This window comes from Mycetocola reblochoni REB411 (genome assembly GCF_900163835.1).
In the GTDB taxonomy this organism is placed as follows: Bacteria; Actinomycetota; Actinomycetes; order Actinomycetales; family Microbacteriaceae; genus Mycetocola_B; species Mycetocola_B reblochoni.
Genome location: NZ_FUKR01000006.1, coordinates 47,558 through 63,090, shown reverse-complemented (window position 1 = coordinate 63,090; position 15,533 = coordinate 47,558). Strand labels below are relative to the sequence as shown.

Here is a 15,533-nt window from a genome sequence, read left to right as displayed (position 1 = left end):
ACTCATGCATGAGGGGGACGCGCACCGGTGGGATCAGCGCAGTCGTCGGCACGGCCGGCACGTCCGCGGGCGGTCTCTGCCGCGCTCAGCGTCCTCCTGATCGGCGTCCCGGTCGCGCTGGCGATCGCGAACCAGGGGGTTCCGGTGACCGAACCGGAACTGGAACCGCGGGACGTCTGGGTCACCAACGGCGATGAGCTGCGCATCGGCAGGATGAACGCGCAGATCGGCGAGCTGGAGTCGGCCGTCTCGACCCGGTCGGCGACGCTCGACGTGCTCCAGGACGGCGAGAACGTCCTCGTGCACGACGGTGGGTTCTCCTCGCTCGAGCAGGTCGACACCTCCTACGCGAGCCTCGGGGCGCGGGCCGACGTGCCGCCCGACGCCCAGATCGCGCTGCGCGGGGACAGGCTGAGCATCGTCGACCCCGCCGATGGGCGGCTCTGGATCACCGACCTCGACGGCGGGCTGAGCTTCAGCGCCGCGGACGAGGAGCCCGTCGCCGAGCTCGGGCACGACGCACAGGCGCTCGTACTTCCGGACGGTGAGGTCGTCGCCCTCGCACCGGAGTCGGGGCAGCTCCTCCGCTTCGACGCGGGGGGAGGGGAGCCGGAGACGAGCGAGCTGGGCCCCCTCGGGGACCCCGTCCTGACAGCAGCGGGCGACACCGTCGTCGTCGTCGACAGGGATGCGCACCGCATGATCGTGCCCGGGGGCGCCGAGCGCGAGCTCCCCGGGGGCGTCGTGGCCGTCCAGCAGCCGGGCACGGCGGGAGACCGCCTGCTGCTGGCGACGGACGAGGCGCTGCTGAGGGTTCCCCTCGGCGGTGGGGAGATCACCACCGTCCCCGCGGAGATCACCGCGCCCGACGCCGGTGCTGCGGGAATCGCCAGACCCGTGGCGGTCGGCGATTGCGACTACGCGGCCTGGGGCGCGGCCGCGCGGGTACTGCACTCCTGTGCGGGGTCTGCACCGCACCGAGCCGAGCTCGGCGGCGACCAGCGCGACACCGCCCCGGTGTTCCGCGTCAACGGGTCGACGGTCGTGCTCAACGACGCCGTCTCCGGCGAGGTCTGGCGGGGCCAGAGCGACATGCGCCTCGTCTCGGACTGGGAGACGGTCACCCCTCCCGAGGACGACGCCGCACCGGACGGCGACAAGAGCTCCGCCACGCAGTCGTTCGAGGACACCATCGCCGAGCGGACCGATCAGAACAGGCCGCCCACCGCGCGCGACGACGACGCAGGGGTGCGGCCGGGCCGGAGCACCGTCATCGACCCGCTGGCGAACGACACCGACCCGGACGGCGACGTGCTGACGATCAGCCGGGTCGACGAGCTCCCCGCGGGCTGGGGGCGGCTCACCCCCATCGACGGCGGGAGGGCGCTGCAGTTCGAGCCGGACGCGTCGCGGCGGTCGGGGGAGGTCGTGCTCGGCTATCGCGTGGACGACGGCAGACCCGGCGGCTCGGCCACGGCCGAGATCACGCTGCGCGTCGTCCCCGACGAGGAGAACTCCGCACCGGTGCAGAGCAGGACGGGGGGCACGAGCGTCGAAGCCGGCCAGTCGATCAGCTACAACGCGCTCACCGACTGGGACGACCCCGACGGCGACGACCTCGTCCTGGTCGGCGCGCGCTCCTCCGCCGGCGACGACGTGCGCACGAGCCCGGACGGGCTGGTCACCCTCGCCCACGACGGCGCCCAGACCGGTGAGCGCTCCGTCGAGGTCACGGTGTCGGACGGCTCCGCGCAGTCGACGGGCTCCTTCACCGTCGCGGTCGAGGAACGGGGCACGCTCGGACCCGTCGGCGCGCCCGACTTCGGCGAGGGCTTCGTCGGGCAGCCGATCGTCGTCGACCCGCTGGAGAACGACGTGTCGCCCTCCGGCGAGCCGCTCGAGCTCAGGGACGCGACGGCCACGACCGGCGGCATCACCATCACCGTCGACAGGGATGCGGGGACCGTCCAGGCGACCGCGGGGACGACCGGCAGCTACTACGTCAAGTACACGCTCGGCGCCGGCTCGGAGACGAGCGTCGGGATGATCAGGGTCGACGTCGGCGACCGGCCCGGGGACCGGAGCGCGCCCGTGGCCGTGCGGGACGTCGGCTTCCTCCGTCAGGGCGAGCCGACGCGCATCCCCGTGCTGGCGAACGACCAGTCGCCCGACGGCTCCGTCCTCGTGGTCCAGGACCTCGCGGTGCCCGACGAGGCGCTGGGACTGTCCATCGAGGTCGTCGAGGGCTCCATCATCCGGGTGAGCTCGACGGCGGCGCTCGAACGCAGCGTGCAGTTCGAGTACACCGTCTCGGACGGTCACGCCAGCGCCACCGCGGCCGTCACCGTCATCCCTGTCCCCGCGCTGAGCAGCCACCAGCCGCCGGTGGCCAGGGACGACGCCGTGACGGTCAGGGCGGGGGACGTCAGCAGCGTCGCCGTGCTCGACAACGACGTGCACCCGGACAACGCGGTCCTCCACCTGGACGAGGAGCTGGCGGAGGAGCCGAACCGCGGTGTCGCGTTCGTCTCGGGGGACGAGGTTCGCATCCAGGCGCCGGAGGAGGAGGGCGAGTACTCGCTCGTCTACACGGTCGGCGACGACTACGGCCAGACGGCGACCGCCAGGGTGCGGGTGACCGTGCTCCCGCTGGGCGGCGAGGTGAACAGGGCGCCGGCGCCGCGGACCGTCACCGCACGGGTGTTCGCCGGAGCGAGCGTGTCCCTCGCCCTTCCGCTGTACGGCGTCGACCCGGACGGCGACTCCACGGTCCTGGACGGCGTGGCTGGCTCCCCCGAGCTGGGCGCCGTCACCGGCCAGAGCAGCGCGGAGCTGGTCTACCGCGCCTCGCCCGACGCCGCGGGCACCGACGAGTTCAGCTACAAGCTGCGCGACCCCGACGGCGAGATCGGCACGGGGACGATCCGCATCGGCGTGGTCCCCCGTCCGGAGCGGACTCTTCCCCCCGTCGCCGTCGACGACGCCGTCGAGGCGCGCCCGGGGACCACGGTCTCGGTCCCCGTGCTCGACAACGACTCCGACCCAAACGGCTACCCCGTCTCCCTCGCCGAGGAGCTGGGCGAGGTCACCGCGGGCGCGGCCGCGGTGGTCGAGGGCCGGCGCATCGTGGTGACCGCGCCGGAGGAGGACACGACCGTCTCCGTCCGATACACGATCGACAACGGGCACGGCGGGCGTGACACGGCCGTGCTCAGGGTGGCGGTGACGCCGACGGCGACGATCTCCTCGCCGACGGCGGTGGACCAGGTCGTCGAGGCCGGCGACGTCGTCGGCGAACGGGTCGTCACCGTCGACCCCCGCGCGGGCGCGGCCAACCCGAACGGCCCGGTCGACGGGCTCAGGGTCAGCGTCGAGGGGGCGAACGCCGACGCCGCTACGGTCGCGGAGGACGGCACCCTGTCCGTGCGCAGGGGGGACCGTCGCACGGTGATCACCTATCGGCTGAGCTCGGGCGAGCCCGGCGCGGACGACGAACGCAGCGCCGCGGCCTTCGTCATCGTGCCACCGTACAGCGACGGGGTCCCGCCCGAGCTGATCCCCGGGCTGCCCGAGCAGGTCGTCGAGCAGGGCCAGACCCGTCAGTGGCGGCTCGACGACCTGGTCCGCTCGCCGACCGGAAAAGCCGTGCGGCTGACCGGCGCCGACGGCGTCAGCAGCGTGCACTCCGACGGCGAGTCCAGCTACGTCGACGAGGGCACGCTCCGGTTCACCCCCGCGCAGGGCTACCGGGGACCCGCCTCCATCACGATGACGGTGAGCGACGGCAGCAGGGGTGGCACGTCGGTGCTCATCCTGCCCATCACCGTCGGCGACCCCGACATGACCGACATGCCCCCCGGCTTCACGCCGCCGACGCTGACCGTCGAGGCCGGTGAGGAGCCGGTATCCGTCGACCTCAGGGACAGCACGACCCACCCGAACCCTGACGAGCTGTCACGCGTCAGCTACGGCGAGCTCTCCGGGGGCGGCGAGGGCGTGGAGGTGTCGCTGTCCGGCTCCCGACTGACCGCCTCCGCACCGTTCGGAACCCCGGCGGGGACGGCGACGACGGTGACCTTCTCCGTGCGGTACGGCGACTTCGTCGTGGAGGGTGAGGCGAGGGTGCGCGTGGTGTCCTCGACCAGGGAGCCGCCGGTCGCCGTCGCCGACCGGGTGGACGACGTCCGGCCGGGACAGGTCGTCGACGTCCCGGTCACGGCGAACGATCAGAACCCCTTCCCCGACCGCCCCCTCCGGCTGCTGGAGGCCAGGGTCGAGGCCGGCGAGGCCACGGCGAGCGTCCGCGGCTCGGAGGTCAGGGTCACGGCGGGGGCGACACGCACGCAGACGGTGAGCGTCCTCTACCGGATCGGCGACGCCACGGGCGACCGCGAACGCGAGGCCACGGGACGGGTCGAGCTCGTCGTCACCGACGTCCCCTCGCGCCCCGCCGCTCCGGAGCTCTCCGCCGCGGACGGCGAGGTCACCGCGACGATCGCGACGGCCCCGGCCACGAACGGCTCCCCGATCACCGAGTATCGTCTCCGCACCGACGACGGGAAGACCGCGACCCTGGCGAGGGCGGGGCAGAGCCACCGCTTCGACGTGACGAACGGCCACCGCGTCTCGGTGACGGTCGTCGCCGTCAACGCGGTCGGGGCGTCGGCCGAGTCCGAGGCCGCCACGGCCACCGCATACGGGCGGCCGGGCGCCGTCTCCGGGGCCGAGCTCACCGTCACCGGCGACCGGTGGGTCGTCCCCACCGAGCTGAGGGCCTCGTGGTCCCAACCGCACGACACGGGCGGGCGGATCGACCGCTACGAGGTCAGATACGACGGCCGCACCGAGCGCGCCGCCGGCGATGCGCGGTCCCTCACCCTGACGGCGTCGACGCCGGGGACGGCGAAGGCGGAGGTCAGGGCCTGCGGCGCCGCGGGCTCCTGCGGGCCCTGGTCGGCGACGAACACGGTGACGACCCGCGACGCCGACGACGGCACACCGACCGTCGAGTCGCTCCGGGCCGCCTACCGCGGCCAGAACATCGACTTCAGCGGGCGCTGGGAGTTCGTCGGCACCGTCAGGCACTGGCAGGAACGGCGACTCGTCGCCGGGGTGGAGGGCTGCCGCTTCGACAGGTGGGTCGCGATCACCGACCCCGGGCCCGTCACCGACGTCCCGGTCTCCGGCGCGACGGGGTTCCGCATCAGCGCCGACGTCGACGGCTGGCTGCGGGCGTCGTGCGGCATCCGGCTGCGCTTCGACGACGGCAGCACGAGTCCCGCCTTCGATGCGAGGACGGGAGAGAGGATCGAATGACCGATGCAGAACGGGCGCACCCCGGCGCCATCACCCCCGAGCAGTGCGAGTGGTTCCACGACTCCTTCGAGCGACTCGTCGACAACGTCGGCACCGCGGTGCTCGGCAAGAGGGACGTCATCGGGCTCGTCGTCGCGGCGATGGTCGCCGGCGGCCACGTGCTGCTCGAGGACAGCCCCGGAACCGGCAAGACGGTGCTGGCGAAGGCGCTCGCGCGGACCGTCGACTCGCGGCACGCACGGATCCAGTTCACCCCCGACCTGCTGCCGAGCGACGTGACGGGCGTGACGGTGTACGCACAGGCGTCCGGGGGGTTCGAGTTCCACCCCGGGCCGGTGTTCGCCGGGATCGTGCTCGCCGACGAGATCAACAGGGCCAGCCCGAAGACCCAGTCGGCCCTGCTCGAGGTCATGGAGGAGGGCAGGGTGACGGTGGACGGCACGACCCACGCGGTCCCGCAGCCGTTCATGGTGATCGCCACGCAGAACCCCATCGAGCAGTCGGGGACGTACCCGCTGCCCGAGGCCCAGCTCGACCGCTTCCTGGTGAAGACCGCGCTCGGCTACCCCTCGAGGGACGTCGCCGTCGACCTGCTGCTCGACTCGTTCCACCGCTCACGCTCCGACGACGTGCAGCCGATCATCGGGACGGCCGAGCTGTCGGCGATGTCGGAGATGGCCTCGCGGGTGCACGTCGAGCGCTCGGTGATGGCTTTCGTGGCCGAGCTGCTCGAACGCACCCGCAGCCACCGCGACGTCGCCCTCGGGGCGAGCATGCGCGGCGGCCTGGCGCTGGCCCGACTCGCGGCCGTGTGGGCGCTCGCCGCCGGACGGGCCTTCGTCACGCCGGAGGACGTGTCCCGGCTCGCCGTCCCCGTCCTCGCCCACCGGCTCGTGCTCGACCCGGAGAGCCGCTTCGCCGGTGCGGACGGGGCGTCGGTCGTGGCCGCCATCCTCACCGAGCTGCCGTTGCCCGAGCACCGGTCCGCATGAGCGCAGGGCCAGGGGGCGTCGACGGGCGGGACGACACGGCCAGGGCCAGGGCGGGCCTGCCCGCGGTCACCCGGACGGCCAGACGGCTGCTGAGCGTCTCACGGTCCCGGCTCCGGCCGGTCAGGGAGACGGTGACCCCGCTGGGGTGGACCGCGCTCGGGGGCGGTGCGCTCTTCGGCCTCAGCGGCGTGCTGCTCGGCTGGACGGAGCTCATCGTCGTCGGGGCGGTCCTGCTCGCCGCGGCCGCGCTCGCCGCCCTGTCGCTGTTCGGCCGGCCGCTGTTCCGGGTCACGATCGAGCTGTCGCCGGTCCGGGTGGTCGAGGGCGAGCGGGCGCTCGGCCGGCTGCTCGTCGTGAACGAGGCGCCGCTGCGGTCGCTGCCCGTGCTCATGGAGGTCCCCGTGGGGCGGGGCGCCGTCGAGTTCCGCGTGCCCTCGCTCCGGCCCGACGAGTCACACGAGGAGCTCTTCGCCGTGCCGACCCGGCGTCGCTCGGTGATCCTTGCCGGCCCCGCCCGTTCCATCCGCGGCGACGCGCTGGGGCTGTTCCGCCGCGCCGTCAGCTGGACGGAACGCATCGAGCTGTTCGTCCACCCGGAGACGCGGCGGCTGAGCCCGACCGCGACGGGGGTCATGCGCGACCTCGACGGGAGAGAGTCCTCCACGGTGACCGACAACGACCTGAGCTTCCGGACGCTGCGCGACTACGTGCCCGGCGACGACATCCGCTTCGTGCACTGGCGTTCCAGCGCCAGGACCGGATCACTGCTGGTGCGCCAGTTCGAGGAGACGCGGCGCTCGCGGATCGTCGTGTTCCTCACGAGGGACGCGAGGGCGTACGACGACGGTGGCGACGGCGAGGACCTCGAGCTGGCCGTGCGCGCCTCGGCGTCGATCGCCGCCGCGATGATCCGCTCCGGCAGGGCGGTGTCGCTGCTCAGCGAGGGCGTCCGGTGCCGCACGCACACACCGACGGCGCTGCTCGACGACTGCGCGCGGCTCGTCACCGACCCGCAGGGGACGGCGGGCCTGCGGGAGCGGATGCGGCCGATGCTCGCCGGCGAGGAGGCCCCGGGGATCCTCGTCATCGTCGGGGGGAGGGGGATCCCCGTGACCGAGCTGCGCTCGGCCGGCGCGCTGGTCGGGAGGGGGACGGCCGTCGTGCACCTGGAGTCCGCGCCGGGAATGCCGGCCCGCGTCAGCTCCCTGGGCGACATCCGCTCGGTGCGCCTCGGCGCCCTCGACCAGCTCGACCGCGCACTCGGGGTCCTCGGATGACGGCCGGGCGGGTGCGCGGCGTCGACGTGGCCGTCCCCGTGCTGCTGACCCTCGTCGCCTCCCTCGGCTTCGTTCCCGTGTTCGGCGCGGCCGCCCTCGCCCCCGCGCTCGCCGGCATCGGCCTCGGCACGGCGGTGGCGCTGCTGGCCTCGTGGCGGAGGTGGGGGGTGCCGCTGACGCTGACGGCCGCGGCCGCGGGAGCGCTGCTGATCGGCCCGGCGGTGGTGGTCCCCGAGCAGACGCTCGGAGGGGTGTTCCCGTCGGCGGACGCGCTTCGGACGGTCCTGGTCGGCTCGGTGTCGTCGTGGCGGGACGTGTTCACCGTGCAGCCGCCCATCGTCGACCCGGCGACGGTGCGGGTGCTGCCGCTCGTGTGCACGGTCGTCGCGGCCCTGGCCGGGGTGGGGCTCGCCGTCTCGCTGTCGCCGTGGGGGCCGCGGCGCGTCCCGCGTCTGCTGCTCGTGCTCGCGCCGGGGCTGGCGCTCTACGTCTTCACGGCCTGCATCGGCACCGCCGAGCCGTTCCTCCCCGTGCCCCGTGCCATCGCCGTCGTCGCCCTGTCCGTGCTCTGGTTGTCCTGGTCGGTGCACCTGCCCCCTGCCGACGCCGCGCGGCCGCGGCCGGCGCGCGGGGGGAGCGGGCGGCCGGCCTCGCGCGGAGCCCCGCGCCTCCGACGCGACGGATCCCCACGGTCCGGTTCCCGCGTGCTGCGGATGGCCGGGTCCCTCGCGGCCGCGGCCGTCGTCGGCGCGGGGGCGGTCCTGCTGCTCCCCGACGGATCGAGGACGGTGCTCAGGGATCAGGTCGTGCCGCCCGTCCAGGCGAGGGAGGTGCCGAGCCCGCTCGCCGGCTTCCGCGCCTTCACCAAGGACAGGGCCGATCAGGAGCTGTTCCGCGTCCGGGGTGGCGAGCCGGGCGGGCGCATCAGACTGGCGGCGATGACGGACTTCGACGGCAGGGTGTGGGCGCTCGCCGATCCCGGCGGCGCGCGGGACGTCAGCGGGGCATTCACGGTGGTCGGCCGACGGCTTCCCGTCGTCGACCCGGGGCCGGAGGGCGGAGAGACGACGACGACGATCAGCCTCGTCGACTACGAGGGCATCTGGCTGCCCCTGCCGGGCAGGGCTCGGACGATCGACGACCACGATGCGTCGTCGGGGCGGTCGTTCCCTCTGCTCCGCTACAGCGCCGCCGACATGAGCGCCGTCGTCGTGGGCGGCGTGCCCCCCGGCGCGGAGTACGCGGTCGGTGCAGCCGATGCTCCCGCGGTGTCGGACGCACAGCTCGACGGCGTGCCCGTGGCCGACATCGCCCTGCCGGAGCCCCGGAACGTCCCCGAGTCGGTACGGGAGACGGCGACGCGTCTCGCCGCGGGCGAGGAGGGGGCCATCGCCCGGCTGCGCGCGATCGAGCACCGTCTCGCCACGACCGGCTACCTCAGCCACGGCCTGCCCGACGACTCGGCGCCGTCGCGCGCGGGGCACGGGTCCGACCGGGTCGACGAGCTGCTGAGCCGGTCGCAGATGATCGGCGACGAGGAGCAGTACGCCTCCGCCTTCGCCCTCATGGCCCGGACGCTCGGGTACCCGGCCCGTGTCGTCATGGGGTTCCTCCCCGACGCCTCCGCCGAGGACGGGGACGGGGACGGGAACGGGGACGCGTCGACGCCCGTGACCGGGGCGGACGTGACCGCCTGGGTGGAGGTCCCCTTCGAGGGGGTCGGCTGGGTGAGCTTCGACCCGACGCCGGACGACACCGAGATCCCGCAGGACCAGAAGCCCGAGCCGCAGGCCGAGCCCCAGCCGCAGATCCGTCAGCCGCCGCGCGCCGACGCGCCCGTCGACGAGCTGCTCGGCTCCGCCCAGCTCGACGACAGGGACGAGGAGCGCGATCGACGGGACGACGACTGGCTCGTGTGGCTCCGCGCCGCGGGCCTCGTGCTGGCCCTGCCCGCGGCGCTCGCGGCCGTCGCCGCTGCGCTCGCGGCCGTGCGGGCCGGGCGGTCCTGGCGTCGACGGCGCACGGGACGGCCCGATCGTGTCGCCGCCGCGGCGTGGGACGAGCTCATCGACCGGGGCGTCGAGCTGGGCTGGCCCGTGCCGGAGGGAGGGAGCAGGGAGCACAGGGCGGCGCGGCTGAACGCGGTGCTCGCCGCGCAGCCCCCCGGTCATCGGAGCGGACCCCCCTCGGCCCGGAGCGGGCACGCCCCGGTCGGCAGCGGGCCCCGTCCGATCGGGCGAGGCCACGCCGCCGCCGACGCCTCCGGCCATGTCGACCACGCATCCGGGCATCGGGGAGGCGAGCCGGACGCGGCGTCCACACGGCGCCAGCACCGCGAAAGCGCGGCCGCGCGCATGCGGGAGGAGGAGGACGCGCAGCTGCTCGGCCTCGCCCGTGACGTCGACAGGGCGGTGTTCTCCGGCGCCGAGCCCGACGGCGACGAGGTCGCCCGGCTCTGGGCGGTCGCGGCTGAGCAGGAGCACCGGATGGCGCGAGGGCTAAACTGGCACCGCCGACTGCGGAGCCTGTTCCGGCTCGCACGCCGTCGGCGCACGGCCGAGTGATCACGGGAGGGACGGCATGGCGCAGACCTCCCCCGACCGGGCCGTCCCCGGCCGCATCGGCCCGCCTCCGGGGGCCGCGACCGCGTCGGAGGGGAACGGGCCGGAGCCGGGCGCCGGCCCGACGCCCCCGACCGCCTCCACCGCCGGCGTGCGGCGCTTCCTCGTCGGCGATGCGCTCCTCAACGACGCGCCGGGTCAAGCCGAGCCGGTGCCGCACGGCGGAGCCGACGCCCTCGTCCTGCTGCTCCCCGACGGCGCCTCCCGTGCCCTCGACGTCCCGCTGCTGCTCGGGCGCGCTCCCCGGCCCCGGCCCGGAACGGTGTCCGTCCCCGTGAGGGGGGAGTCGGCCCTCAGCGTCTCCGCGACGCACGCCCTGCTCGTCCCCGTCGCCGGGGGCGTCCTCGTCCGCGACCTGTCGTCCACAAACGGCACCGTCGTGCTGTCGCCGGCCGGGGTCCCGCTCCCCGCCGGGGACGCCACTGACGTGCTCGCGGTCTCCGGGTCGATCGTCGTCCTCGGCGAGTGCCCCCTGCGGATCTCCCGGAGCGGCGATGACTGATCCGTCCCCCGCTCCCGACCGTTTCGCGTCGCGTGCCGTCGTCGTCGCTCTCCTGGCGACGCTGGTGTACGCGGCGCTGGTCATCGCCGTGTCCGGCGTGCTCAGCCTGCTGCTCGACCGGGACGTCGTCGAGGGGGAGCACAGCATCCTCGTCGGGCTCGTCATGCCGATCACGGCGGTCACCGTCGTCGGGGTGGCCTGCCTGCGCGGTGCGCAGCTGCGGGTCCTGGCGCGCAGGGCACAGCCCACCGCGCCGATGCGGCCCTCCGTCGGCGCGGCCCTCGTCGGGGGCGTCGCCGCCTGGCTGGGCGCGGCGGTCGCCGGTGGCCTGGCGGTGTGGGTCGAGAGCGGATCGGTGCTGCACGGGCTCGGCTTCGCCGGGGACCGCCTGGGGTCGCCGTTCACGATCGCCGACGGCGTGCTCGCCGTCCCGACGGTGCTGCTGTGTGCGCTGCTCGTCGCCTCGCCGGACGAGCCGGGCGGCCCCGCCCGCTGGCCGTGGGAGGACGAGGACGGCCGCTGACACGCGCCGCCCGCGCAGCCGCCTCCGCGTCTCGGGCGTGTCGGCGCGCTAGCGTTGTGGTGTGGAGCACACCCTCGAGTCCCGTGTCGGCCACGCGGTCGTCGCGTGGCTGGACTGGCTGCCCTCGTGGCAGCCGTCGACCCACCGGGGGCGCACCCGGATCTGCCGGCGCTGCTTCGGGTCGCCGCTCATCGCCTCCGCGGGGCTCGACGGTGACGTGCCGCACGCGGTCCAGCACTCGCTCGCCACCAGGCTGACGGCGGTCATCGACGACGAGGTCGACCGCTTCACCGCGGCGGAGCTGCCCCTGCTCGCGGCCGAGCTGAGCAGGGCGGAGCGGCGGAACGCGCGGAGGTACCGACCCGACAGGGGGCTTCCCCCCGAGCTCAGCGGCGCACCGCTGGACCCGGAGCCCGTCGACGGGGCGCCGTACCTCTTCACCCTCGCCGAGCTCGCCGGTCAGCCGCTGGCCGCGCAGGGGCCGGGCGACGGGCGGCGCGAGGCGAGCGGTGCAACGGATGAGGACGCCGAGCACGGCCAGGGGGAGCACCACGATCCGCTCGACGCGGAGCACGCCGCGCTGCTGCGCGAGCAGATCGGCAGGGCGGACGTGTGCGCCCGCCAGCTCGGCTACCGCGTGTGCGAGCTCCTCGCCGGATACCGCGGGGAGATCGGGCAGGCGGTGGCCGCCGACGTCGAGCCGAAAGTCACCGCGCTGCTGGGCGAGTTGGGGGACAGCCTCGAGCTGCCGCCGACCGCCTGGTGAGCGCCGCCATGCCCTGTCTGTGTCCAGTTGACCGGCAGGCGCGCCGAGCATAAACTGATCCAGTGTGCGTTTTGACGCGCCGGTGGACCCTGCCCAAAAGCAGGGCGAGCGGGTGCCGATCCTCGCCGCAGGGCTGGAGCATCCTCGCCGCGAGGCGGGAGTAGCGGAGAGCGGGATCCTCGGATTCGGTTCCCTGGACCGGCCCATCGGGTGCCGTCCGCGGTGCCCCCACGGCATATCCGTCCATCACGGTCCCGGTCCCCGGTTCCGGGCGGATCCATCTGAACTCACACCCGGCTCGCCGTGGTGTGAATGCTAGCCCGTCATGGAGCAGCTGTCACCGTGCAGCGTAATCAAGGAGAAGCAGTGCCAACTATTCAGCAGTTGGTCCGCAAGGGTCGCAGCCCCAAGGTCTCGAAGACCAAGGCGCCCGCCCTGAAGGCCAACCCCCAGCAGCGTGGTGTGTGCACCCGTGTGTACACCACCACCCCGAAGAAGCCGAACTCGGCGATGCGCAAGGTCGCTCGTGTGAAGCTCTCCAACGGCACCGAGGTCACCGCCTACATCCCCGGTGAGGGCCACAACCTGCAGGAGCACTCGATGGTGCTAGTCCGCGGTGGTCGTGTGAAGGACCTCCCCGGTGTTCGCTACAAGATCGTCCGCGGCGCCCTGGACACCCAGGCCGTCAAGGGTCGTCAGCAGGCCCGTAGCCGCTACGGCGCGAAGAAGGAGAAGAAGTAATGCCTCGTAAGGGCCCCGCTCCGAAGCGCCCCGTCGTCGCAGACCCGGTCTACGGCGCACCGATCGTCAGCCAGCTGGTGAACAAGATCCTCATCGACGGCAAGAAGGGCCTCGCCGAGCGCATCGTGTACGACGCGCTCGCCGGTGTCGCCGCGAAGAACGGTCAGGACGCCGTCGCCACGCTCAAGAAGGCCCTGGACAACGTCCGGCCGACCCTCGAGGTGCGTTCGCGCCGCGTCGGTGGCTCGACCTACCAGGTCCCCGTTGAGGTCAAGCCCCACCGTGCGAACACGCTGGCCCTGCGCTGGCTGGTCAGCTACGCGAAGGGCCGTCGTGAGAACACGATGACCGAGCGTCTCACCAACGAGATCCTCGACGCCTCGAACGGTCTGGGCGCCGCTGTGAAGCGTCGCGAGGACACCCACAAGATGGCCGAGTCGAACAAGGCCTTCGCGCACTACCGCTGGTAGCGCGTCGGAGCCGCCGGCGCCACCTGGTGGCGGCAGTTCGGGGCGGGGTCTGATGCCGGAAGGTATCGGGCCCCTCCCCGGCCGGCTCCTCAGCCAAGTTCGACCTCACCCCACCCAACTCCCTGGAGGAACCCCGTGGCACTTGACGTGCTCACCGACCTGAACAAGGTCCGCAACATCGGCATCATGGCGCACATCGATGCTGGTAAGACCACCACCACCGAGCGCATCCTGTTCTACACCGGTGTGAACCACAAGATCGGTGAGACCCACGACGGTGCCTCGACGATGGACTGGATGGAGCAGGAGCAGGAGCGCGGCATCACGATCACGTCGGCCGCGACGACCTGTTACTGGGACAAGAACCAGATCAACATCATCGACACCCCCGGGCACGTCGACTTCACCGTCGAGGTGGAGCGCTCGCTCCGCGTGCTCGACGGCGCGGTCGCCGTCTTCGACGGCAAGGAGGGCGTCGAGCCCCAGTCCGAGACCGTCTGGCGCCAGGCCGACAAGTACGACGTCCCCCGCATCTGCTTCGTCAACAAGATGGACAAGCTGGGTGCCGACTTCTACTTCACCGTTGACACGATCGTGAAGCGCCTCGGTGCGAAGCCGCTCGTCATGCAGCTGCCGATCGGTGCCGAGAACGACTTCGTCGGCGTCGTCGACCTGGTCGAGATGAAGGCCCTCGTCTGGCCGGGAGACGCCAAGGGTGACGTCACCATGGGCGCCTCCTACGAGACCCGTGAGATCCCCGAGGACCTCAAGGAGCGCGCCGAGGAGTACCGCAACGCGCTCCTCGAGACCGTTGCTGAGACCAGCGACGAGCTCATGGAGAAGTTCTTCGGCGGCGAAGAGATCACGATCCCCGAGATCAAGGCTGCGATCCGTAAGCTCACGGTCAACAGCGAGATCTACCCCGTGCTCTGCGGCTCCGCGTTCAAGAACCGCGGTGTTCAGCCGATGCTCGACGCGGTCGTGGACTACCTGCCCTCGCCCCTGGACGTTCCCGCCATCGAGGCGCACGACCCCAAGGACGAAGAGAAGGTCATCCTCCGGCACGCCGACGCGACCGAGCCCTTCTCCGCGCTGGCCTTCAAGGTCGCCGTCCACCCCTTCTTCGGTCGTCTGACCTACGTCCGCGTGTACTCGGGCAAGGTCGAGTCCGGTGCTCAGGTGCTGAACTCCACCAAGGGCAAGAAGGAGCGCATCGGCAAGATCTTCCAGATGCACTCCAACAAGGAGAACCCGGTTCCCGAGGTCACCGCCGGCCACATCTACGCGGTCATCGGCCTGAAAGACACCACCACCGGTGACACCCTGACCGACCCGGCTGCCCCTGTCGTGCTCGAGTCGATGACCTTCCCCGACCCCGTGATCGAGGTCGCCATCGAGCCGAAGACGAAGGCCGACCAGGAGAAGCTCTCCGTCGCCATCCAGAAGCTCGCCGAAGAGGACCCGACCTTCCGCGTCCAGCTCGACCCGGAGACCGGTCAGACGGTCATCAAGGGTATGGGCGAGCTGCACCTCGACATCCTCGTGGACCGCATGAAGCGCGAGTTCAAGGTCGAGGCGAACATCGGTAAGCCGCAGGTCGCGTACCGCGAGACGATCAAGAAGGCCGTCGAGCGTCACGACTACACCCACAAGAAGCAGACCGGTGGTTCGGGTCAGTTCGCGAAGATCCAGTTCGCGATCGAGCCCATGGAGGTCGAGGGCGACAAGACCTACGAGTTCGAGAACAAGGTCACCGGTGGCCGCGTTCCGCGCGAGTACATCCCCTCGGTCGACGCTGGCTTCCAGGACGCGATGAACGTCGGCATCCTTGCCGGCTACCCGCTGGTCGGCGTGAAGGCCTCGCTGCTTGACGGCGCCAGCCACGATGTCGACTCCTCCGAGATGGCGTTCAAGATCGCCGGATCGATGGGCTTCAAGGAGGCTGTCCGTAAGGCGCAGCCCGTGCTGCTCGAGCCGCTCATGGCCGTCGAGGTTCGCACGCCCGAGGAGTACATGGGTGATGTCATCGGCGACCTGAACTCGCGCCGTGGCATGATTCAGTCGATGGAGGACGCGTCGGGCGTGAAGGTTGTCCGTGCCAGCGTCCCGCTGTCGGAAATGTTCGGCTACATCGGTGACCTTCGGTCGAAGACCTCGGGTCGCGCGGTGTTCTCGATGAGCTTCGAGAGCTACGCCGAGGTCCCGAAGGCTGTTGCCGACGAGATCGTCCAGAAGGCCAAGGGCGAGTAGTCCCGACGCCTGGTCGGGGGCGTGCCCGTGAGGTCGCGCCCCCGGCACCGGGTGGGTTCATCCGCCCAGCCGAAT

General features: G+C 72.6%; 10 protein-coding genes. All 10 read left to right on the top strand.

Going from position 1 to position 15,533, the window contains the following annotated elements:
* The first annotated feature begins 27 nt into the window (after positions 1–27).
* The 10 genes from FM119_RS14290 (at position 28) to fusA (ending at position 15,458) form a co-directional block, all read left to right on the top strand.
* Positions 28–5,316, top strand: a complete 5,289-nt coding sequence (locus FM119_RS14290; RefSeq protein WP_087135848.1) for an Ig-like domain-containing protein — start codon at positions 28–30, stop codon at positions 5,314–5,316.
* Positions 5,313–6,308 (top strand): AAA family ATPase, encoded by a 996-nt coding sequence (locus FM119_RS01060; RefSeq protein WP_087135847.1) that lies wholly within the window; start codon positions 5,313–5,315, stop codon positions 6,306–6,308. Before FM119_RS14290 ends, FM119_RS01060 begins: the two co-directional genes overlap by 4 nt.
* Positions 6,305–7,585 (top strand): DUF58 domain-containing protein, encoded by a 1,281-nt coding sequence (locus FM119_RS01055; protein WP_087135846.1) that lies wholly within the window; start codon positions 6,305–6,307, stop codon positions 7,583–7,585. Before FM119_RS01060 ends, FM119_RS01055 begins: the two co-directional genes overlap by 4 nt.
* Positions 7,582–10,149, top strand: coding sequence for a transglutaminase-like domain-containing protein (locus FM119_RS01050; protein WP_087135845.1), 2,568 nt, complete (start codon positions 7,582–7,584; stop codon positions 10,147–10,149). Before FM119_RS01055 ends, FM119_RS01050 begins: the two co-directional genes overlap by 4 nt.
* A 16-nt stretch (positions 10,150–10,165) precedes the next feature.
* Positions 10,166–10,708: an FHA domain-containing protein gene (locus FM119_RS01045; protein ID WP_087135844.1), complete on the top strand. Its 543-nt coding sequence runs from the start codon at positions 10,166–10,168 to the stop codon at positions 10,706–10,708.
* On the top strand, positions 10,701–11,231 hold the full coding sequence (locus FM119_RS01040; protein WP_087135843.1) for a hypothetical protein: 531 nt from the start codon (positions 10,701–10,703) through the stop codon (positions 11,229–11,231). The genes FM119_RS01045 and FM119_RS01040 overlap by 8 nt, the downstream gene beginning before the upstream one ends.
* Positions 11,232–11,292: 61 nt before the next feature.
* Positions 11,293–11,997: a hypothetical protein gene (locus FM119_RS01035; protein ID WP_087135842.1), complete on the top strand. Its 705-nt coding sequence runs from the start codon at positions 11,293–11,295 to the stop codon at positions 11,995–11,997.
* A 366-nt stretch (positions 11,998–12,363) separates the two neighbouring features.
* Entirely contained in the window at positions 12,364–12,738 is a 375-nt protein-coding gene (rpsL, locus tag FM119_RS01030) for a 30S ribosomal protein S12 (protein ID WP_087135841.1), read from the top strand.
* On the top strand, positions 12,738–13,208 hold the full coding sequence (rpsG, locus tag FM119_RS01025; RefSeq protein ID WP_087135840.1) for a 30S ribosomal protein S7: 471 nt from the start codon (positions 12,738–12,740) through the stop codon (positions 13,206–13,208). Before rpsL ends, rpsG begins: the two co-directional genes overlap by 1 nt.
* Before the next feature lie 135 nt (positions 13,209–13,343).
* Positions 13,344–15,458, top strand: coding sequence for an elongation factor G (gene fusA, locus FM119_RS01020; RefSeq protein ID WP_087135839.1), 2,115 nt, complete (start codon positions 13,344–13,346; stop codon positions 15,456–15,458).
* Positions 15,459–15,533: the final 75 nt, after the last annotated feature.